Genomic DNA, 19,257 nt, shown 5'->3' on the forward strand with positions numbered 1-19,257 from the left:
TCAGGAGAGCAGCATGTCGAAGTACCAGAAAATCAATCGCCGCGGCCTGCTGGCCACGGCCCTGGCCGGGTTGCTGGCGCTGGGCCTGAGCCCGGCGGCGCAAGCCGAGGCCTATCCCAGCAAACCGATCCGCATCGTCGTGCCCTTCCCGCCCGGCGGCGCGGCCGACACCCTGGCGCGCGCACTGTCGCAGCAGTTGAACGACACGCTGGGCAAGCAGGTCATCGTGGAAAACCGCGCCGGCGCGGGCGGCACCATCGGCACCAATGCGGTGGCGCGAGCGGAGCCCGACGGCTACACGCTGCTGCTGGGCAACGTGTCCACGCTGGCCATCGCGCCCAGCCTGTATCCGAACCTGAACTACGACCCGGCCAAGGACTTCACGCCGATCACGCTGGTGGGCAAGAGCCCGCTGGTATTCGCGGTCAATCCGGGCCTGCAGGCGAAGAACCTTCCCGAGCTGATCGCCCTGGCGAACAAGGATCCGGGCAAGCTGACCTTCGGCTCTTCCGGCGCGGGCAGCATCACCCACCTGACCGGTGAAGTGCTGAACCTGGCCACGGGCGGGAAACTGGTGCACGTGCCCTACAAGGGCAGCGCGCCCGTGCTGCTGGCGGTGGCCTCGGGCGAGTTGAGCATGGGCGTGACGCAGGTGGTGGAGATGCTGCCGCAGTACAAGGGCGGCCGGGTCGGCGCCGCGGCGGTGACGGGTATCGAGAAGTCGCCCGCCCTGCCCGAAGTCACGACCGCCGCATCGCAAGGCGTGAAGGGACTGGAAGCCACCACTTGGTACAGCCTGATGGCGCCCGCCGGCGTGCCGGCGGAAGTGGTGCAGCGCCTGCAACCGGCGCTGGAGAAGGTGCTGACCAACGCCGAGCTGCGCAAGCGTTTTGCCGACGAGGGCCTGATCCTGGCGCCGTCCACGCAGGCCGAGCTGAGTGCGTTCCTGGGCAATGAAGTGCGCGATTGGGCCGCGGTGATCAAGCAGGCGGGCGTGAAGCTCGACTAGCGATTCAGGCCGGGCCGCACTGGCGGCCCGGCGCCGTCAAGCGTCTTACTTGCCGTCGCGGACCTTGGTTTCCCAGGCCCGCGGCTTGCCTTCCCAGACCGAGAATCCTTCCACGCGCTTGCTGGATGCCCATGCATCCGCGCCGTTGTACAGCATCAGCATGGGGGTCTGTTCCAGCATCAGGGCGTGCAGCTGGTCGAACAGCGCCTGGCGCCTGGCCGGATCGGATTCGAGAAAGCTCTCATCTATCAGCTTCTGCGCCGCCGGGTCATCCCAGACCTTGCGCGGCTGCTTGGCCTTGTCGCCCGAAAATTGCTCGAAGCTCAGCGACGGATCCAGGCGCGAAGAGAACGAGAACGAGCTGATCTGGTACTTGCCGGTGTTGTAGCGGTCCAACTGCGTGGCCCATTCCAGCACCTCGATCTTGGCGTTGATGCCCACCGCCTGCATCATGGCCTGGGCGATCACCGCGACTTGATAGCTCGGTACGTGGGCGCGCTTGTTGGCGTAGATGACCACGGGCTCGCCCTTGTAGCCGGCTTCCTTCAGCAATTGCTGCGCCCGGGCCGGATCGTATTTGTAGCCGCGCTTTTCCGCGTCCTTGTAATAGGCCGACCCCGCGTAGACGGCGGAATTGTTTAGCTGGCCCAGGCCTTCGGAGGCGGCGGCCACGACCTGCGGAATATCCAGCGAGGCGGCGATGGCCTGGCGGATCTTCACATTCTTCAGGACCGGATCCTCGGTCTGGAACAGCAGCACGTGCTTGACCGCGTCATGCGGGCTGAACACCGTCAGGTTCTTGGCGTTCTTCAGTTCGCCCACGTCGGTGTTGGTGATCTGCGCGGCGTCGATCGCGCCCGACAGCAGGCCTGCCTTCGAAGTGGAAGGATCCGGCACCACCAGGAACTTGACCTCGTCGGCCAGCGGACGCTTGGACCCCACGTAGCCGTCCGATTTGTCGCCGGCGGGCGAGACGTAGTCCTTGTAGGCCGTCAGCAAGGTGTATTCGCCGCGCTTCCAGTCCTTGAACATGTAGGGGCCGGTGCCCACCGGCTTGATCCAGGAACCGTCGGCCGCGACCGAATCCTTGGAGATGATGGCGGTCATGCCGCAATCGGTGCGGGCCAGCGAATCCAGGAACACGGCCGACTTGCGGTCCACCTTCATCACCACGGTCTGCGCGTCGGGCGCGGACACGTCCGTCACTTTCAGGCCGTTGCGGCCGTCGAAGTCGCTGCGGCAGCGCCAGTCCGTCTTGGGATCCATGTAGCGCTGCCAGCTCCAGATCACGTCGGCCGAGGTCAGCGCGGCGCCGTTGTGAAACTTGACGCCGTCGCGCAGCTTGAAGGTGTAGGTCAGGCCGTCTTCCGACAGGTCCACCGACTTCGCCAGCAGAGGGCCCACAGTGCCGTTCTCGCGGTAGCCGACCAGACCTTCCACGATGTTGAGCACCACGCCGTCGGTGGTGTTGTCGCGGTTGACGCCGGGGTTGGTCGAGCGGATGTCGGCGGGCTGGGCGATGGTCAGCAGCGCGGCCTGGGCCGAACCGGCGGCGGCCAGCGCCAGGCTGAGCGCGAGCGCTCTGGGTACGAAAACGTGGTGCATGCAAAAACTCCCCGGCGTGCGGCGCAAAATTCACGCATATATTGGCGCCAAAATTAGCTGCCCATTATGAGCGGAATGCGCCGCTCCGCTATCGGGGGTATCCCTGAAGACGCCGCCGGAATGAAAAACGGCGGCCTTCTTTCCGAAGGCCGCCGCATGCGTGCAGCGCGGGACACGCTGGCAGCGTCAGGAGATGTCCTGCCCCACGTGCTGGGCAATGATTTTTTGCAGACGCTTGACGTCGCGGGCTTCCAGCGCGTCCACCATGTCGAAATGCTCGCGCGCGGAGATCTCGATGCGCGAACGCGTCACCCATTCCTTGGCTGGCGCCGCCGGGCCGCGGGCGCGCGTTTCGTGGATCAGCGCGACCAGTTCGCGATTGCGGCACATGTCGTACATGCCCGCGTGGAAAGCCAGGTTGACCTCGTACTGTTCCAGCAGCGTGCCGTCCTGCAACAGCTTGGCGAAGCGTTCGGCCAGGGTGCGCAGTGCCTTGACTTTGCCCGCGGTGACGTTGGGCATCAGGTCCGCCGCCGCGCCCGTTTCCAGCAGGATGCGGATGTCGCGGATCTGCAGATGCTGGTCCGGATCCATGGCATAGACGTGATAGCCCCGGTTCGGGATGTGCGCGATCAGCCGCTTGGCGGCCAATTGGTCTAGCGCCCGCCGGACGTCCAGACGCTTGGCGTCGTAGCGTTCCTGCAGGTCGATCTGTTTCAGCCAGGCGCCGGGACCGTAAACGCCCGCCTGTATATCGTGGGCGATGCGATCAACCAGGCCGGGTTGCGCCGTTGCCGCTTTCGGCATGGACCACTCCCGTCTATCAAATCCGAAGCGCGTATTTTATGCGTAAGTATCCCTGGGGTACGGCGCCGTCGCCCCCTGGGATACCCGGCCCTCAGGCGCTGGCCCGCAACGGCTCCTGTTGGTCCAGCCGCCAGCGCAGGCGCACGCCGCCGGTATCGGTGGATTCCAGCGCCGGAATCGCCGACAGCAGGCTGCGGGTGTATTCCTCTTGCGGCTGGTCGAACACGGCGTCGCGCGAGCCCTGCTCGACGATGCCGCCGTCACGCATCACCACCACGCGGTCGGCCACCTGCTCCACCACGCCCAGGTCGTGGCTGATGAACAGGCAGGAAAAGCCGTGGCGTTCCTGCAGGTCGGCAAACAGGTCCAGCACCTGCCCGCGCACGGTCACGTCCAGCGCGGACACCGGCTCATCGGCGATGACGAAGGCCGGACGGCGCACGATGGCGCGGGCGATCGCCACGCGCTGACGCTGCCCGCCCGACATCTCGTGCGGATAGCGCTTGGCGTACTCGGAGCCCAGGCCCACTTCGGCCAGCACTTCGTCCACCCGGCGTCGCTTTTCCGCCGCGGGCATGTCGTCCAGCATGCGCAGGCCCTCGCCCACCAGTTGGCCGATGGTCATGCGCGGGTCCAGCGAGGAATACGGATCCTGGAACACCATCTGGCAGTTCAGCCGGTAGTCGCGCCAGGACGCCGACCGGCGGTTCACCGGTTGGCCACGGAACAGGATCTGGCCCGAAGTGGGCGCCAGCAGTCCGGCAATGGCCCGGCCCAGCGTGGTCTTGCCCGAACCCGAGCCGCCCACCACCGCCACCACTTCTCGCGGCTTGACATGCAGGTCGATGCCGTTGAGCGCACGCTTGGCGCCAGTGCGCGAGAACAGCCGCTGGTGGCCGGCGTAATCGACCACCAGATTCTTGACCTCGACAATGGGCGGCTCCTTGCCCAGTTGGCGCGCCGGCAGCCGGCGCGGCATGGCGTCCAGCAGCTTGCGCGTGTAGGGATGCTGCGGCCGCTCCAGGATGCTGGCGGTGGCGCCGGTCTCCAGCACCTTGCCATGCTGCATCACCACCATGCGCTCGGTGTAGCGCGCGACCATTGGCAGGTCGTGGCTGATCATCAGCACCGCGGTATGGTGTTCGCGGGTCAGGTCCACCATCAGTTCCAGCACGTCGCGCTGCACCACCGCGTCCAGCGCGGTGGTGGGCTCGTCGGCGATCAGCAGCGCTGGCTCCAGCAGCATCACCGATGCCAGCATCATGCGCTGGCGCATGCCGCCGGAGAACTCGTGCGGCCAGGCTTCCATCGCTCCCTTGGGATCGCGGATGCCGACCCGTCGCAGCATTTCCAGGATGCGTTCGCGGCGCGCGGCGGCGGACAGGTCCTTGCGATGCAGGCGCAGGCCCTCATCCAGCTGGCGGCCAATTGGCATGGACGGATTCAGCGAGGTCATCGGCTCCTGGAACACCATGCCGATGCGCGCGCCGCGCAGCTTGCGCAGCGCAGCCGGCGACGCCTGCGTCACGTCCACGCCTTCGAACTTGATGGAGCCGCCAGCCACCACCAACGGCGACGGCGTCAGGCCCATGATGGCGCGCGCGGCCTGCGTCTTGCCGCTGCCGGATTCGCCGACGATGCCGACCATCTCACCGGGCGCCACCTCGAAGGACACTCCGCTGACGATCTCGCGCCCGCCGGGGCCGACGGTCAGCGACAGATTCGATACCGATACCAATGCGCTCATTACACGCCCCTCATGCGGGGATCGAGGCGGTCACGCACCGCGTCGCCCAGCAGATTGATTCCCAGCAGCGCGAGCGCGATGGCCAGGCCGGGAAGTATGGATAGATAGGAAGCCTGCGCCATGAACGGCCGGGCAGCGGCCAGCATGTTGCCCCAGGTGGGCGCGGGAGGCGGTACGCCCAGGCCCAGGAAGGACAGCGCGCTTTCCGCCAGGATCACCCAGCCGAACATGGAGGTCGCCAGCACCGTCAGCGGCGCCACGCAATTGGGCAGCACATGGCGGAACATGGTGTAGAGCTCGGAGTTGCCCAGCACGCGCGAGGATTCGATGAACTCCTTCTCGCGCAGCGACAGCACCGTGCCGCGCACGATGCGCGTCACCGAGGGCGTGTAGGCCAGGCCCAGCGCCAGGATGATGCCGTATTTGTTGGCGCCCACCACGGCCAGCAGGCCCAGCGCCAGCAGCAGGCCGGGAAAGGCCAGCAAGGCATTGTTGAAGGCCATGATGATGCGGTCGGTCCAGCCCCGCACAAAGCCGGTCAGGGTGCCGATGATCGTGCCCGCGACGATGGCGAAGCTTACCGTCAGCAGGCTGATCCAGACGCTGCTGGAAGCCCCCGCCAGCAGGCGCGACAGCTCGTCGCGGCCGAATTCGTCCGTGCCCAGCAGGAACTCGCCGCCAGGCGGCTTCAGGCGCGCCACGAAGTTGATCTTGAGCGGGTCATGCGGCGTCCAGAAGGCGCCCATGACGGCCGCCACCAGCATCAGCGCCACGATGACGCCGCCCAGTAGCGCGTTGGCTGCAATTCGCTTTTTCATTCGGCGGTCACTCTCGGGTCAAAGAGGGGATAGCAAAGGTCGATGAACAGGTTCACGATCACGTAGACCACGCCCACGAACAGCAGACAGCCCTGGATCACGGGGTAGTCGCGGGCGAAGATGGAGTCCACCAGCAGGCGCCCCAGGCCGGGGATGGTGAATACCGTTTCCACCACCGCGATGCCGCCCAGCAGGTTGCCCAGCACCAGGCCGATCAGCGTCCAGGTGGGTCCGAAGGCATTGCGGAACGCGTGGCGCATCAACACCGCGGATTCCGACAGCCCCTTGGCGCGCGCATGGGTGATGTAGTCCAGCCGCAGCACTTCCAGCGTGCTGGCCCGCGCCATGCGCATCAGCACGCCGATCTCATGCAGGAACAGCGTCAGGATGGGCATGGCCAGGTACAGCAGGCCGGCCTTCCAGTCCTCGCCGATGGACACGTAGCCCACCACTGGCAGCCACTGCAGCTTGAGGCCGAAGAAGATCAGCAGCAGCAAACCCAGCCAGAAGGTCGGAATCGACACCAGCAGCGTGGCCGTGCCGACCAGGAACAGGTCAGGCGCCTTGTTCTGCTTCCAGGCGGCGATCATGCCGGCCGGCACCGCCACCAGCGCGGCGAACAGCACCGCCACCACCACCACGCGGCCGCTGATCAGGAAGCGGTCCCACACCAGCGGCAGCACCGGCTGGCCGGTATTGATGGACGACCCCAGGTCCCCGTGCAGCATGTTGCCGAACCAGATGCCGAACTGGGTAAGCCAGGTCTGGTCCAGCCCCAGCCGCTCCCGCAGGTCAGCCAGCGCGGCAGGCGTCGCCAGGTCACCCAGCAGCAGTTGGGCGGGGTCGCCCGGGATGAGCCGGATCATCACGAATACCGCCACCGCCACGATCAGCAGCGTCGGTATGGCCATGACGATCCGGGATAGCGCGAAACGCAGCATGCCCCTCTCCTATTCCTGGTCACGGACTCGCGGATGCCCGCAAGCGCCGCGTCCGCCGGTCTCAGTTGTCTTCATGTCGCAGCTTGCGCAGGGCGGAGGCCAGGAAGTCCTGCACCTGGCCCACACACTTCAAGCCGTCATGCGGCACGTTTTCCACCACGTCCAGCACCGCGTTCACGCCTTGCGCCTCGAACGAACGGCGCAGCGACTCCAGGCGCTCCGGGCGGGTATTGCCGGCCGAGTTGGCGCCGGGCATGAAGAACTTTCCGCCTTCGCGGTGAGTGATTTCCCAGGTTTCCAGGTCGGCCTTGCCCACGATCATGTGGACCGCCACCTGCTTGAGCGCTTCGATGTCGATGCGCTTGCCGAAACGGGTCTCGGCATCGCGCACGCCCACCCACCAATCCTGGCTGGGATCCAGCAGCGTGACCGAGCCCGGCGCGCCGATCGACACGGCCCACAGGCTTTCCGGGTGCAGGTAGGCGAATCGATTCACGAACTGGCCGCCGCCGGAGTAGCCGAACAGGCCGAACTTCTTGAAGTCGCAGCCGAACTTCTCGCCCACTTCCGCCACCATGTCCAGCAGGATCTCGTCGTAGCGGATGTTGCCTTCGCGCAATTGCTTGAAGCCGTCGCGATTGCCGTCGCCCAGCGGGCTCACGGGGAACAGCGGGCACAGCACGATGCAGTCGTTCCAGCGGGCGAACTCGGCGAACGCGTCGCGGTATTCCACGAAGGCGCGGCCGGTGCCGTGCATGATCACCACCAGCTGCATCGGATGCCTGGCGCTGTCGATGTGCGGCGGGACATAGGTGCAATAGGAAAAGCGCGGATCGGAGCGGGCGGCGAAGACGGTGCTGTGGCCCAGGTCGTACATGGCCCGCGCGCGGGCGGCGTCGGGCTGGATGGCAAGTGCTGCGTTGGACTGCATGATTTCCTCGTTTCCATGGCCGCAGAGGCCGATGGTCTGTGCCGGTGGTCAAAATAATGATCACATAAATTGGCGCCAATTTTAGGCGCACGTATTCCGGCCCAACAAGGCAGGGGATTCCCTAGGAACGTAAAAAGGGAGCGCCGCGGCGCTCCCCTGGATGGCTCGGGGCGCGTCCCGCCGGGCGGGACGACGCCTGCCCGCTTCAACCTTTCTTGAACAACCGCTTGGCGAGGCTGACCGCCCCCAGCACCACGGCTCCGGCCACGATGCCGAACAAGGCGTTGAGCAAGGTGGCCGTAAGCGCCTGCACCACCCCGCCCCCGCCGACCGCGGCGGCGGCCTGATCGACCGCGGCCTGCACCGGCGGGATGCCGTGAGTCAGGATGGCGCCGCCCACCATGAACATGGCGGCGGTGCCAACCACCGACAGCGTCTTCATCAGATAGGGCGCCGCGCCCACGATGCGCCGGCCCAGCCAGGCCATGGCCTGGGACGACTTCTGGCTGAGGTAGAGGCCCAGGTCGTCGAGCTTGACGATGCCGGCCACCAGGCCGTAGACCCCGACCGTCATCGCGATGGCGATGACCGACAGCACCAGCACCTGACGGGTGAAGTCCGCATCCGCCACCGCCCCCAGGCTGATGACGATGATTTCCGCCGACAGGATGAAGTCCGTGCGTATTGCGCCTTTGATCTTGTCGCGCTCGAACGCCACCATATCGACCGAGTCGTCCTGCAGGGCTTCGGCCCGCGCGGCGTGATTGCCTTCGTCCGAATCGCCGTGCGGCAGGAACTTGTGCGCCAGCTTCTCCACGCCTTCGTAGCAGAGAAAGGCCCCGCCCACCATCAGCAGGGGCGTCACGGCCCAGGGCGCGAAGGCGCTGATCAGCAGCGCCGCCGGCACCAGGATCAGCTTGTTGATGAAGGAGCCCTTGGCCACCGCCCAGACGACCGGCAGTTCCCGGTTGACCGGCACGCCCGTGACCTGCTGGGCGTTCAATGCCAGGTCGTCGCCCAGCACCCCGGCCGTCTTCTTGGCCGCGACCTTGGTCATCACGGACACGTCGTCCAGGATGGTCGCGATATCGTCGAACAGTGCAAAGAAGCTGCTTCCAGCCATCAAGAATCCCCTGTGCCTCGAAAGGATTTTCGAGTGTACAGGCGGCAGCCGCCCGCCAAGCGTAACCAGCCTGGCCGTTTTCACTTCTTTTCTGTCCGTAATGCCAATGGCGCCGCCGGCCATCCCGGCCTACCCTGGCGCCAGAACCCGACACTCGCCCCAGGAGGCCACATGCTTGCCTTGCGACCCAGCTGCGAACACTGCGATGCGGCGCTGCCGCCAGACTCCACCGCCGCCCGGATATGCAGCTTTGAATGCACCTTCTGCGCTGCCTGCGCCGAAGGATTGCTGGGCAATGTCTGCCCCAATTGCGGCGGCGGCTTCGCGTCCCGGCCCGTGCGCCCGGCCAGCGACCGCAAAGGCGGGAATTTCCTGGGCAAGTACCCAGCCAGCGCCGAGCGCAAGCACCGCCCGGTCGATCTGGCCGCGCACGAGGCCCTGCGGCGCAGCCTGGACGGCATTCCGCCGGAACGCCGCTAGCTGTTGCGGCGCCCGGACGCGGACACTAGCTGCGCGCGTGCGCCGCCGGACTGGCCGCGTTCTCGAACAGGATGTTGTTTTCCAGGTGGATGTGCGCCATCAGGTCTTCCTTGAAGGTGCGCAGCCCCAGGTACAGCGCCCGCCAGGTGTTGCAGGCGGCGCGCGGCAACGTGATGTCGTGGGTCAGCGCCAGCAGCCGTTCCAGCGCCACGCCGTGGTCGTCGTGCTCGGCGCGCATGACCATGATGGGCATGCCGGCCATGGCGCCATGGCCGCGCGCCAGCATCGGGAACAGCACCTGTTCCTCCTTCTGCATATGGCTTTCCAGTTCCTGCTGCATCACGCGCAGGTGATCGGCCAGGCCGGTCGGGCAGTCCGGGCTGTCGGCGTGCACCTGCTCCACCTTCAGCGCCAGCCGGATCAGCTCGGGCAGTTGCTGGCGATGCACCTCGTGGTAGCGCGCCAGGATGTGATCGACCAGTTCGGCCGGCGAGGCCAGCCCCCAATCCGTCTCGTGGGACGGGCTGCGCGCCAGCTCCATCAGGCGCGCCTCGATCTGTGCCGCGTCCAGCGAGCGCTGGGCCGCCGCCTCGGCCAGGCTCTTCTTGCCGCCACAGCAGAAGTCCAGCTGGTACTCATGAAACACCTGCGTGGCGCCAGGGATGCTGCGGGCCAACTGCCCCAGGGATTGCTCAACCATGCTCATCGCGTCTCTCCATAGTTCGTGACGGGTACAGAAAGCAATGCGAAATCCGTGCCAGGAAAAACTTGCTATTTATCAATGAACTGCAAATTAAAGGGTGAATATCACCCTGCAAACGTGAGGTTTAAACCACCCCGAACGGTAAAATTCACCCCATGCAAAACCTCCTGCTTGCCGATCTGGTCGCCGACCTGCCCCCCGCCGTCCGCCTGCAGCGGCTGGTGTCCAGCCTGCGCACGCATTTCCGTTGCGGCGCGGTGGCGCTGCTGCAACTGGAGGAAGACCATCTGCGCCCTATCGCGGTCGACGGCCTGACGCAAGACGCCCTGGGCCGCCGCTTCGCCGTGCAGCAGCACCCGCGGCTGGCGGCCATCCTGGCGCGGCGCGGCGTCACCTGTTTCCACCACGACAGCACCCTGCCCGATCCCTATGACGGCCTGATCAACGGCATGGCCGGGGAACCGCTGCCGGTGCACGACTGCATGGGCACCAGCCTGCACATCGAGGGCCGCCCCTGGGGTGTGCTGACGCTGGACGCGCTGGAAGTCGGCACTTTCGACGCCGAGGCCCAGTCGGACTTGCGCGACTACATCGTGCTGCTGGAAGCCGCCTTGCGCACCACGCGCCTGGAAGCGGAAATCCGCGCGCTGCGCGTGGCGCGCGGCGCCGAACCGGCCGACAGCGCCGTCGCCGACAACAACGAGATCCTGGGACAAAGCGAAGCCATCGGCCGACTGCTGCATGAGATCCAGGTGGTGGCGGACTCGGAGCTGCCCATCCTGCTTCTAGGCGAGACTGGCGTCGGCAAGGAACTGTTCGCGCATCGCGTGCACCGGCTCTCCCGCCGTCGCGACAAGCCGCTGGTGCACGTGAATTGCGCGGCCCTGCCCGAATCGCTGGCCGAGAGCGAACTGTTCGGCCACGCCAAGGGCGCCTTCTCGGGCGCCGTGGCCGACCGCCCCGGCCGCTTCGAGGCCGCCAACGGCGGCACGCTGTTCCTGGACGAAGTGGGCGAACTGCCGCTGCTGGTGCAAGCCAAGCTGCTGCGCACCTTGCAGAACGGCGAAATCCAGCGCCTGGGCGACGACCGGCCGCGCCGCGTCGACGTGCGCATCCTGGCTGCCACCAACCGCAGCCTGCGCGACCTGGTGCGCGCCGGTGATTTCCGCGCCGACCTCTATCACCGGCTGTCGGTCTATCCCATCCCCATTCCGCCGCTGCGCGACCGCGGCAATGACGTGCTGCTGCTGGCGGGCCGCTACCTGGAACTGAACCGCGCGCGGCTGGGCCTGCGCAGCCTGCGGCTGTCGCCCGAGGCCGAGGACATGCTGCGCCGCTACCGCTGGCCCGGCAATGTGCGCGAACTTGAGCACGTCATCAGCCGCGCCGCGATCAAGGCCGTCAGCCACGGCGCCACGCGCAATGAAATCGTGACGCTGGGCGCCAAGCTGCTGGACCTGTCCGACGGCGACATGCCGCTGGCCGCGCCGCAGGAGGATGCCGACGCGCCCGCCGGTCCAGACCAGACGCTGCGCGAGGCGGTGGACGCCTGCCAGCGCCAGGCCATCCGCCGGGCGCTGGAAACGCACCAGGGCAACTGGGCCCATGCGGCGCGCGCGCTGGGCGTGGACTCCAGCAATCTGCACAAGCTGGCGCGACGCATCGGGCTGAAGGGCTGAGGCGCGGCGTGGGGCGCCGGCAGGCCCCGCAGCCCTGCCCATGCCAGGCCGCTATTCGATCTTTATGCCGGTGTCCTGTATCAGCTTGCCCCACCGCTGCGATTCGGCCTGCACGCGCTGTTGAAATTCCTCCGGCGAGCTGGACACGATGTTGAAGCCGCCCTGCTCCATGCTGTCTTTGACCTGCGGGGTCGCCAGCGTGTCGCGCAGCGCCTGCTGCACACGCTTGCGCACCTCGGGCGGCAGGCCCGCCGGCGCCAGCATGCCAACCCAGGAATAGGCTTCGAAGCCGGGCACCAGCGTGGCGATGGGCGGCACGTCCGGCAGCGCGGGCGCGGGCTGCGCCGTGCCGATGGCCAGCGCGTTCAGGCGCCCGCCCTGCACGAAGCCAACGATGGTCGGCAGGCTGGCGATGACCACATCCACCTCGCCGCCCAGCACCGCGTTGAACATCGGGCCGCCCCCGCGATAAGGCACGTGCGTCACCTTGATGCCCGTGCGCGCCGCCAGGGCGGCCAGGTTCAGGTGATTGGAGCCGCCCACGCCTGAAGAACCGTAGTTCACCTGCCCCGGATGCGCGCGCGCATAGTCCAGGAACTGCTGCAGGGTGGTGATGCCGGTCTTCTTGGCAGTCAGCAGCACTGCGGGCATGGTGCCGATCAGGCTGATGTAGTCGAAGGACTTGATCGTGTCGTACGACAGATTCTTGTACAGCGAACCGTTAACCGCGTGCGAGTCGAAAGCCAGCATCAGCGTGTAGCCGTCGGCCGGCGCGCGCGCCAGCTCGGCGGTGCCGATGGTGCCGGACGCGCCGCCCTTGTTGTCCACCACCACGGTCTGGCCCAGCTTCTGCGACAACACGGGCGCGATGTTGCGCGCCACGTAATCCACCGAACCGCCAGGCGGAAACGGCACGATCAGCCGCACCGGCCTGTCCGGATACCCCTGTCCCCATGCCGCGCCAGCGGTGGCGCAAAGCGCCGCCGCAGCGATGACGGAACGCCATCGTTGCTTCATCATGCCCAGTCTCCTTTGGTGGTATGCGGGTCGCTATGCTGCGGCCCTTATCGATTCACGTCGACGACGATGCGGCCGCGTATCCTGCCCTCCAGCAACGGCGCGGCGGCGGCCGCGATTTCCGACAGGCCCAGCTCCTGCGTATTGGCCTCCAGCATGCCGCGCGGCAATTCATCGGCCAGCCTGCGCCAAGCCTCCGCGCGCAGCGCCATGGGCGCATACACGCTGTCCACGCCGATCAGCGTCACCCCGCGCAGGATGAACGGCGCCACGGTGGCCGGCAGATCCATGCCCTGGGCGAGTCCGCAGGCCGCCACGGGCGCGCCGTACCGCATGCCGGCCAGCACGTTGGCCAGCGTGTGACTGCCGACGCAATCGACCGCCGCCGCCCAAGCCTCTTTCTGCAGCGGCTTGCCCGGCGCCGACAACGCGGCGCGGTCCAGGATGCCGCTGGCGCCCAGGCTCCGCAGGTAGTCCGCTTCCTGCGGACGTCCGGTGCTCGCCGTGACCGTGTATCCCTTGCCCGCCAGCAGCGCGATGGCGACGGTGCCGACGCCGCCGTTGGCGCCTGTCACCAGCACCGGCCCGCCTTCGGGCGTGGCGTTGTGGCGTTCCAGCGCCATCACGCACAACATGGCCGTGTAGCCCGCCGTGCCGATGGCCATGGCCTGGCGGGCATCCAGGCCCGCCGGCAAGGGCAGCAGCCAGTCGGCTGGCACGCGCGCGGCTTGCGCCAATCCGCCCCAGCGCGTCTCGCCCAGGCCCCAGCCATTGAGCAGCACCGCGTCGCCCGGCTTGAAGCGCGGATCGGCGCTGCGGCGCACGGTACCGGCGAAATCGATCCCAGGCACCATGGGAAAACTGCGCACCACCGGCGACTTTCCGGTGATCGCCAGGGCGTCCTTGTAGTTCAGCGACGAGTACGCCACCTCCACCAGCACTTCGCCCTCAGGCAGCTCGTCTTGCGCGATCTGTGTCAGGCGCGCCTGCGTGCCGCCGTCCTCGCCTCGCGTCAGCTTCAAGGCCTGATACGACATTCCTTCCTCCCTGTGCATCGTTGCGCCAGCCACCGTGGCAGGCGCCGTCCCTGCGAATCGCAAGGCCAGGCCGGCCGCGATACGCTCGTTCATCATTTCGGTGGTGCCGTCGGCAAAACACAATGCCTTGGCCGCCAACAGCCGCCGTCCCATGCCCTGCGCCGGCAGCAAGCCCGTTGCGCCCAGGGCCTGGATGCAGGCGGAAACGCCGTCCAGGCATTCCTCGCCGGCGTATTTCTTGGCCATGGCCGCGGCCGGGACCGCCTCGTCCGAACCGGCATCGATCAGGCCCGCGGCGCGGTCCGTCAACATGCGCAGGATCTGCAGCCGCATCGACACGTCCGCCAGCGACCAGCGCAAACCCTGCTGTTCGATGATGGGGCGGCCGAAAGCCTGGCGCGCGGACGCGTGGCGCACCGCCAGCCTCAACGCGCTGTCCAGCAGGCCCGCCGCCATCGCCGCGATGTGCGTGCGCGCCTTGTTCACGCCGGCCAGCGCCATTTGGAAACCCTGGCCCGGCGCATACAGCATGTCGCTGTCCTCGGCCCGATAGCCTTCCAGGCGGATGCCGGCGATGCCGGCCGCCCCCAGGCCTTCCAGCGCCGCGTCCGTCAGACGCAGGCATTGCGGCGCACGCAGGTCGACGATGAAGCAGGCGATGCCGGCCGGCCCGCGCGCCGGATCGGTCTGCGCGAACACCAGCGCCAGCTCGCCGCCCGCGGCATTGGCCACCCAGGCCTTTTCGCCGTCCAGGATCCACCCGCCGCCATCCTGCCGCCGCGCCCGCGTGGCGACGGCGGCGAAATCGCTGCCCGCGCGCGGCTCCGACATGGCGGTGCCCCCGATCAGGTCGCCCGCCAGCAGCCCCGGCAGGTAACGCTCGCGCGCCGCGGCGCTGCCATGTTCGGCAATGCGCAAGGCCACGTTGTGCTGATTGATGAACGCGAAGGCGAAGGCAAAATCCGTCGCCGCCAGCGTCTCCGCCGCCCGGGCCCGCATGCGGTAGGACAGTCCCAGCCCGCCGTCCCGCGCCGGGATCTCGATGCCGCCATATCCGCGCCGGCATGCGTCGCGGATCTGGACGCCGGCCCAATCCTGCGCGCCGCTGCCCGCCACGGCCAGCGGCGCTACCGCCTCCTGCGCAAACGACGCCAGGCCGCGCAGCAGCGCGCGCTCGTCCTCGCGCAAGCCTGCGTCGCGCTCGTCCGCGGCGGCGGTCATTGCATTGCTCCCGCTGTCGCGGCGCCAGTCCGGATCACGCCCGCCGCCTGCAAGGCGGCCAGGCTGGCGTCGTCATAACCCGCCATGGCGCGCAGCAACGCCTCGGTGTCCTGCCCCAGGGCCGGCGGATAGTCCAGCTGCGGCTGGCCTGCGAACTTGAAGGGATTGCCGAGCATGCGAACGGGCTCGCCGCCTTGCGGCCTGGCCACCTCTTCCACCATGCCGCGCGACGCCGCCAACGGATGCGCCAGCGCCTCGTCCACGCCCAACACCAGCGCGGCGGGCACGCGCCGCGCCTCGAAGATATCCAGCCATTCCTGCGCGCTGCGCGCGCCGATGGCGCCTGACAAGGCCTCGGTCAGCGCATCCACGTTGGCCACGCGCGCCGCGGGCGTGGCGTAGCGGGCGTCCGTGGCCAGTTCCGGCAGCCCGATCGCGGCGCACAAGGCCTGCCAGAACGCATCGCCGGTGGGCGCCAAGGCGATCCAGCGCCCGTCCGACGTGCGGTAAATGTCGCTGGGCGCGATCATGCCGTGACGCGCCCCGCTGGCGCGCGGCACGGGACCGCCCTGCAGATAGCCCTGGGCCTGCCAGGTCAGCATGGCCATCTGCGCATCGAACAGCGACACCTGCACCTGCTCTCCCACGCCGCTGGCCTGCGCCTGCACCAGCGCAGCGGCGACAGCCAGCGCCAGGTACAGCCCGCCCGCCAGATCCGCCACCTGATAACCGACGCGCACCGGCTTGCCGCCGGCCTCCCCCGTGATGCTCATCAAACCCGACATGGCCTGCAGCATCAGGTCGAACGCTGGCGCGCCTGCATAGGGACCTCGGTCGTCCAGCCCGATCAGCTGGCCGACCACGATGCGTGGATTGATTGCGGCCAGGGTGTCGTGATCCAGTCCCAGCCGTGCCGGCACGTCCGAGGCGAAGCCATAGATCACCGCATCCGCCTCGCGCACCAGATCCTGGAACGCCTGGCGGCCCAAAGGATGCTTCAGGTCCAGCGCCACGCTGCGCTTGCCCCGGTTCACCGACAGGAAGAACGGCGAATCCTGCACGTCGGAAACGGGAGGCACCGAGCGCGCATAATCGCCGCCCACCGGTTCGACCTTGATGACCTCGGCACCCAGTTGCGCCAGCAATTGGCCGGCAAACGGCCCGCCCAGCACCCACGTCAGATCCAGTATGACCTTGCCCTGCAGCATGCCTGCTCCCTTTCCGGTGAGTTAAATTCACAGCGTGTTCCGGGACGGCATCCGCCGCCCCGATTTCCCGGTATGCAACCTTGCGGCGTATTCCAGCACGGGGCGGACGCCGGGGCCAGGCATCATTTCTAGCGACTGTTGTGAGGTAATTTCACAATGAAACCCAGACTGCCGCCGCTGACGTCCATCCGCGCCTTCGAATCGGCGGGCCGCCAGTTGAGCTTCACCCAGGCCGCGGACGAGCTATCCGTCACGCATGGCGCCATCAGCCATCAGATCAAGGCGCTGGAAGACTGGTTGGGTGTGAAGCTGTTCCGCCGCCTGGGCAAGAAGATCGAACTGACGGATCAGGGCCGGCTCTATCTGGACACCATCAGCCCGGCGCTGGACGCCATCGCCTCGGCCTCGCGCAGCCTGCGTTCGCGCGAGGTGCTGCGGGTCAATGCCCTGCCCACCTTCACCATGCGCTGGCTGTTTCCCCGGCTGGCCCGGTTCCGTGAGCAGTATCCCGAGGTGGAGGTAGAGATATCCACCGGACTGGAGCCCTTCAGCCGCCTGCCCGCGAATCTGGACGTGGTGATCCGGCGCGAGGCCGAGCCCACCCCCGGCCTCTACAAGCGCCGAGTGCTGAACGAGAGCTTCTTTCCCGTATGCGCGCCCGGCCTCCTGCAGCGGCTGCCGCTGGAACGCATCACCGACCTGTCGCGCCACACCTTCCTGCACTGCCGCGCGCGGCGTAGCGCCTGGAACGACTGGCTGGCCAGCGTGCAGCACAGCCGGGTCGTGCCGGCCGAATCGCTGGAGCTCGAACACCTGTACTTCGCCCTGCAGGCCGCACTCGACGGCCTGGGCATGACCATAGGCTATTCATCGCTGGTGGCCAGCGACATCGAGGACGGCCGGCTGCTGGCGCCCTTCGGCCCGCTGACGGTGCAGTCGCCGGGCTATTTCCTCATCATCCGCGAAGAGCGCCGCCACGACCGCTTGCTGAAGACCTTCTGCGACTGGCTGATGGTGGAAGGCGAACGCTTCAACAAGCATATGGAGACGCTGGTGCCTGGCGGTTGAAAGCCTCCAACACGATATCCGCCACCAGCTTGCCGGCCTCCCATTGCGGCATGTGGCCGGCATCCGGCAGCAGGTGCAGCGCGGTCCTGGCCGGTGCGTTCAGCGCGTGGCGCCATGGGATGACGGCGTCGCGCCGGCCGTGGATCAGCGTGCAGCGGCATTGCAGGCTGGCCAGGTCGGCCGCGATGCTCAGTTGCTGCACGCCGTTCCAGCCTACTTCCCGGCATAGCTCGATCAGGGGCTCGCGCCGCGCCTGCGTGCTCTGGCGCAGGGCGTCGATGAAGTTTCCCGACGGCGTCATGCCGGAGACGGTGAGTTTCTGCAGCTCGCGCTGTGCCGCTTCGTTGGTGCCGGCATGCGTCATGCCCGTCAGAAAGCTCTGGTCGATTTCAGTGCCCAGGCCGACCGGCGCGATCAGCACCAGGCTGTCCACGGCCATGCCGGGGCGGGACGCCGCCCGGGCCGCCACCGCCGCGCCAAAAGAATGGCCGATCAGGTTCACGGGGCCGATGCACTGGGATGCGACCGTGTCGGCCACCGCATCGACGATATGCTCGAAGCGCGTGGCCTGCGAACGCGTGGCGCCATGGCAAGGAAGATCCATCGCCAGCACGCGCAGTCCGGCGCGGCTGAGCGCATGCGCCAGGCTGGCCCAGGCGTCGCGGTCGCCGAACATGCCGTGGATCAGCACCGCCGTCTGGCTGTCCGGACGGCTCCCCTCCCACACCGTGAACCGTATGTCGCCATGGCGGGTAGCCGCCCAGGCTTCGCGCTTTGCTCCTGGCGCGCCGCGGGCCAGCATGCCCTCCTGTCCGTTGCCGCTTGCCAGGCCGACATCCGCCACCGTCACGCGACCGTTGGGCCCGGTCCCCGCAACCGCGTCCAACGCGATACCGCGCTCGGCCGCGACGCGGCGGGCGGCAGGGGTGGCGAACTTGCGCTCTCCTGAAGGCTGCGCGAGTGGACGCGCCAACGACGGCGACGCCACCGGCGCCCGCGCGGCGGCCGGGGCGGCAGCGGCCGCCGCAGGCGTTGCCGCTGTGGATTGAGCCGGCACGCCGGCCGCACTCGCCGCCGGCGCAGCCTCGCCTTCCATCTGCACGCGTGCGATCACCGTATCCGCGTTGACGATGCCGTCCACCGCGACCAGATGCTCCACCATGATCCCGTCGTCGTGCGCGGGCACCTCGATGATGGACTTGTCGGTCTCGATTTCGACCAGCACGTCGCCCGTCTTGAAGGCCTGGCCAGGCGCCACGATCCAGGCGACCAGGCGGGCGGCGTCCAGGGCCTCGCCCGTCGGCGGGACGACCATATCCAGCGTTCTCGTCATGCTTGTTCCTCAGAAGATCGATGCGCGCGCCCCGGCCGGCGGAGCGTGACGCAGCGCGGCGTCAGGCCGCCGGATTCATGAACTGGATGAACTCCGTGATGGCGCCTTCAGGCTCCATCAGATAGAACACCTTGGTGCGCCCTTGCCGCATGACGCGCGGCGAAGACACGCTTTCATAGCCGGCGCGCGTGGCCTGCTCGTATACGGCATCCACGTCCTCCACCTCGAACGCCATGTGGCTGTAGCCGAAATCGCATTGGCGGCGCGGCTGCCTGTCGCCGTCCGGCGTGTAGTACTTGAACAGTTCCACCCGGTGTCCGCCGTGGCGCAGCATGGCCCAGCGTATGGTCGCGCCCGGCAGGCCGACCACTTCGCCCAGCGCAGGCTCGCTGCGGTGGTCCATCTCGCCCTCCAGCTCGAAGCCAAGAAAGCCGGTGTAGAAATTGCGCGCGCGTTCGAAATCATTGACGCAGACAGCCGTGTGATGCGTGGCAAGCAGTTTGTCTTTGAGCATTTTTCTCTCCGATGGC

17 protein-coding genes and 1 pseudogene are annotated in these 19,257 nt (G+C 67.6%); 4 read left to right on the forward strand and 14 right to left on the reverse strand.

Annotated features, from left to right (window positions below; translation table 11 throughout):
* Positions 1-13 precede the first annotated feature (13 nt).
* Complete coding sequence (locus tag AC1RHV_RS22620) at positions 14-1,009, forward strand: Bug family tripartite tricarboxylate transporter substrate binding protein (protein ID WP_492302022.1); 996 nt, start codon at positions 14-16, stop codon at positions 1,007-1,009.
* A 45-nt stretch (positions 1,010-1,054) separates the two neighbouring features.
* Here the strand turns inward: AC1RHV_RS22620 and AC1RHV_RS22625 are convergent, their stop codons facing one another.
* The 7 genes from AC1RHV_RS22625 to AC1RHV_RS22655 all read right to left on the reverse strand — a co-directional run bounded on the left by AC1RHV_RS22625 (position 1,055) and on the right by AC1RHV_RS22655 (position 8,981).
* The gene (locus AC1RHV_RS22625; RefSeq protein WP_492302024.1) at positions 1,055-2,614 is read right to left on the reverse strand and encodes an ABC transporter substrate-binding protein; all 1,560 of its coding nucleotides are present in this window, start codon (positions 2,612-2,614) and stop codon (positions 1,055-1,057) included.
* 186 nt (positions 2,615-2,800) lie between these two features.
* On the reverse strand, positions 2,801-3,421 hold the full coding sequence (locus AC1RHV_RS22630) for a GntR family transcriptional regulator (protein ID WP_054450425.1): 621 nt from the start codon (positions 3,419-3,421) through the stop codon (positions 2,801-2,803).
* 91 nt (positions 3,422-3,512) lie between these two features.
* Complete coding sequence (locus AC1RHV_RS22635) at positions 3,513-5,168, reverse strand: ABC transporter ATP-binding protein (protein WP_492302026.1); 1,656 nt, start codon at positions 5,166-5,168, stop codon at positions 3,513-3,515.
* Positions 5,168-5,986: an ABC transporter permease gene (locus AC1RHV_RS22640; protein ID WP_054450421.1), complete on the reverse strand. Its 819-nt coding sequence runs from the start codon at positions 5,984-5,986 to the stop codon at positions 5,168-5,170. Before AC1RHV_RS22640 ends, AC1RHV_RS22635 begins: the two co-directional genes overlap by 1 nt.
* Positions 5,983-6,927 carry an ABC transporter permease gene (locus AC1RHV_RS22645; RefSeq protein ID WP_054450419.1) on the reverse strand — a complete coding sequence of 315 codons (945 nt, stop codon included), beginning with the start codon at positions 6,925-6,927 and terminating at the stop codon, positions 5,983-5,985. The genes AC1RHV_RS22640 and AC1RHV_RS22645 overlap by 4 nt, the downstream gene beginning before the upstream one ends.
* A 61-nt stretch (positions 6,928-6,988) precedes the next feature.
* Positions 6,989-7,858, reverse strand: coding sequence for an alpha/beta hydrolase family protein (locus AC1RHV_RS22650; protein ID WP_054450417.1), 870 nt, complete (start codon positions 7,856-7,858; stop codon positions 6,989-6,991).
* Between the two features lie 205 nt (positions 7,859-8,063).
* Complete coding sequence (locus tag AC1RHV_RS22655) at positions 8,064-8,981, reverse strand: DUF808 domain-containing protein (protein WP_175159617.1); 918 nt, start codon at positions 8,979-8,981, stop codon at positions 8,064-8,066.
* Between the two features lie 171 nt (positions 8,982-9,152).
* Here AC1RHV_RS22655 and AC1RHV_RS22660 point away from each other — a divergent pair, with 171 nt between their 5' ends.
* Positions 9,153-9,461 carry a DUF1272 domain-containing protein gene (locus tag AC1RHV_RS22660; RefSeq protein WP_119449037.1) on the forward strand — a complete coding sequence of 103 codons (309 nt, stop codon included), beginning with the start codon at positions 9,153-9,155 and terminating at the stop codon, positions 9,459-9,461.
* Positions 9,462-9,486: 25 nt separating this feature from the next.
* Here the strand turns inward: AC1RHV_RS22660 and ytfE are convergent, their stop codons facing one another.
* The gene (gene ytfE / locus AC1RHV_RS22665; protein ID WP_054450410.1) at positions 9,487-10,167 is read right to left on the reverse strand and encodes an iron-sulfur cluster repair protein YtfE; all 681 of its coding nucleotides are present in this window, start codon (positions 10,165-10,167) and stop codon (positions 9,487-9,489) included.
* Positions 10,168-10,319: 152 nt separating this feature from the next.
* On the opposite strand from ytfE, the gene norR reads away from it, so the two are divergent.
* Positions 10,320-11,843, forward strand: coding sequence for a nitric oxide reductase transcriptional regulator NorR (norR, locus tag AC1RHV_RS22670; protein ID WP_175159615.1), 1,524 nt, complete (start codon positions 10,320-10,322; stop codon positions 11,841-11,843).
* Positions 11,844-11,894: 51 nt separating this feature from the next.
* Here norR and AC1RHV_RS22675 read toward each other — a convergent pair whose 3' ends face one another.
* The 4 genes and pseudogenes from AC1RHV_RS22675 to AC1RHV_RS22690 form a co-directional block, all read right to left on the reverse strand.
* Positions 11,895-12,863, reverse strand: coding sequence for a tripartite tricarboxylate transporter substrate binding protein (locus AC1RHV_RS22675; protein WP_054450406.1), 969 nt, complete (start codon positions 12,861-12,863; stop codon positions 11,895-11,897).
* Positions 12,864-12,907: 44 nt separating this feature from the next.
* Complete coding sequence (acuI, locus tag AC1RHV_RS22680; RefSeq protein ID WP_370528709.1) at positions 12,908-13,915, reverse strand: acrylyl-CoA reductase (NADPH); 1,008 nt, start codon at positions 13,913-13,915, stop codon at positions 12,908-12,910.
* Between the two features lie 60 nt (positions 13,916-13,975).
* Positions 13,976-15,118: pseudogene (locus AC1RHV_RS22685) on the reverse strand (acyl-CoA dehydrogenase family protein); the annotation flags it as partial.
* Entirely contained in the window at positions 15,115-16,326 is a 1,212-nt protein-coding gene (locus AC1RHV_RS22690; protein WP_492302029.1) for a CaiB/BaiF CoA transferase family protein, read from the reverse strand. The gene AC1RHV_RS22690 and the pseudogene AC1RHV_RS22685, both read right to left, overlap by 4 nt.
* A gap of 156 nt (positions 16,327-16,482) precedes the next feature.
* On the opposite strand from AC1RHV_RS22690, the gene gcvA reads away from it, so the two are divergent.
* The gene (gcvA, locus tag AC1RHV_RS22695) at positions 16,483-17,394 is read left to right on the forward strand and encodes a transcriptional regulator GcvA (RefSeq protein WP_054450403.1); all 912 of its coding nucleotides are present in this window, start codon (positions 16,483-16,485) and stop codon (positions 17,392-17,394) included.
* On the opposite strand, the gene AC1RHV_RS22700 is transcribed toward gcvA, so the two are convergent.
* Both AC1RHV_RS22700 and AC1RHV_RS22705 read right to left on the reverse strand, forming a co-directional pair.
* Positions 17,357-18,727 (reverse strand): alpha/beta fold hydrolase, encoded by a 1,371-nt coding sequence (locus tag AC1RHV_RS22700; protein WP_492302031.1) that lies wholly within the window; start codon positions 18,725-18,727, stop codon positions 17,357-17,359. The genes gcvA and AC1RHV_RS22700 overlap by 38 nt on opposite strands.
* Positions 18,728-18,788: 61 nt before the next feature.
* Positions 18,789-19,241: a VOC family protein gene (locus AC1RHV_RS22705; protein ID WP_088138916.1), complete on the reverse strand. Its 453-nt coding sequence runs from the start codon at positions 19,239-19,241 to the stop codon at positions 18,789-18,791.
* Positions 19,242-19,257 lie beyond the last annotated feature (16 nt).

The sequence above is a fragment of the Achromobacter sp. GW823-FHT04E03 genome (assembly GCF_058796095.1).

Coding starts and splice junctions, on each gene's coding strand:
- AC1RHV_RS22620 (WP_492302022.1), top strand. CDS start 14: ATGTCGAAGTACCAGAAAATCAATCGCCGCGGCCTGCTGGCCACGGCC.
- AC1RHV_RS22625 (WP_492302024.1), bottom strand. CDS start 2,614: ATGCACCACGTTTTCGTACCCAGAGCGCTCGCGCTCAGCCTGGCGCTG.
- AC1RHV_RS22630 (WP_054450425.1), bottom strand. CDS start 3,421: ATGCCGAAAGCGGCAACGGCGCAACCCGGCCTGGTTGATCGCATCGCC.
- AC1RHV_RS22635 (WP_492302026.1), bottom strand. CDS start 5,168: ATGAGCGCATTGGTATCGGTATCGAATCTGTCGCTGACCGTCGGCCCC.
- AC1RHV_RS22640 (WP_054450421.1), bottom strand. CDS start 5,986: ATGAAAAAGCGAATTGCAGCCAACGCGCTACTGGGCGGCGTCATCGTG.
- AC1RHV_RS22645 (WP_054450419.1), bottom strand. CDS start 6,927: ATGCTGCGTTTCGCGCTATCCCGGATCGTCATGGCCATACCGACGCTG.
- AC1RHV_RS22650 (WP_054450417.1), bottom strand. CDS start 7,858: ATGCAGTCCAACGCAGCACTTGCCATCCAGCCCGACGCCGCCCGCGCG.
- AC1RHV_RS22655 (WP_175159617.1), bottom strand. CDS start 8,981: ATGGCTGGAAGCAGCTTCTTTGCACTGTTCGACGATATCGCGACCATC.
- AC1RHV_RS22660 (WP_119449037.1), top strand. CDS start 9,153: ATGCTTGCCTTGCGACCCAGCTGCGAACACTGCGATGCGGCGCTGCCG.
- ytfE (WP_054450410.1), bottom strand. CDS start 10,167: ATGAGCATGGTTGAGCAATCCCTGGGGCAGTTGGCCCGCAGCATCCCT.
- norR (WP_175159615.1), top strand. CDS start 10,320: ATGCAAAACCTCCTGCTTGCCGATCTGGTCGCCGACCTGCCCCCCGCC.
- AC1RHV_RS22675 (WP_054450406.1), bottom strand. CDS start 12,863: ATGATGAAGCAACGATGGCGTTCCGTCATCGCTGCGGCGGCGCTTTGC.
- acuI (WP_370528709.1), bottom strand. CDS start 13,915: ATGCACAGGGAGGAAGGAATGTCGTATCAGGCCTTGAAGCTGACGCGA.
- AC1RHV_RS22690 (WP_492302029.1), bottom strand. CDS start 16,326: ATGCTGCAGGGCAAGGTCATACTGGATCTGACGTGGGTGCTGGGCGGG.
- gcvA (WP_054450403.1), top strand. CDS start 16,483: ATGAAACCCAGACTGCCGCCGCTGACGTCCATCCGCGCCTTCGAATCG.
- AC1RHV_RS22700 (WP_492302031.1), bottom strand. CDS start 18,727: ATGACGAGAACGCTGGATATGGTCGTCCCGCCGACGGGCGAGGCCCTG.
- AC1RHV_RS22705 (WP_088138916.1), bottom strand. CDS start 19,241: ATGCTCAAAGACAAACTGCTTGCCACGCATCACACGGCTGTCTGCGTC.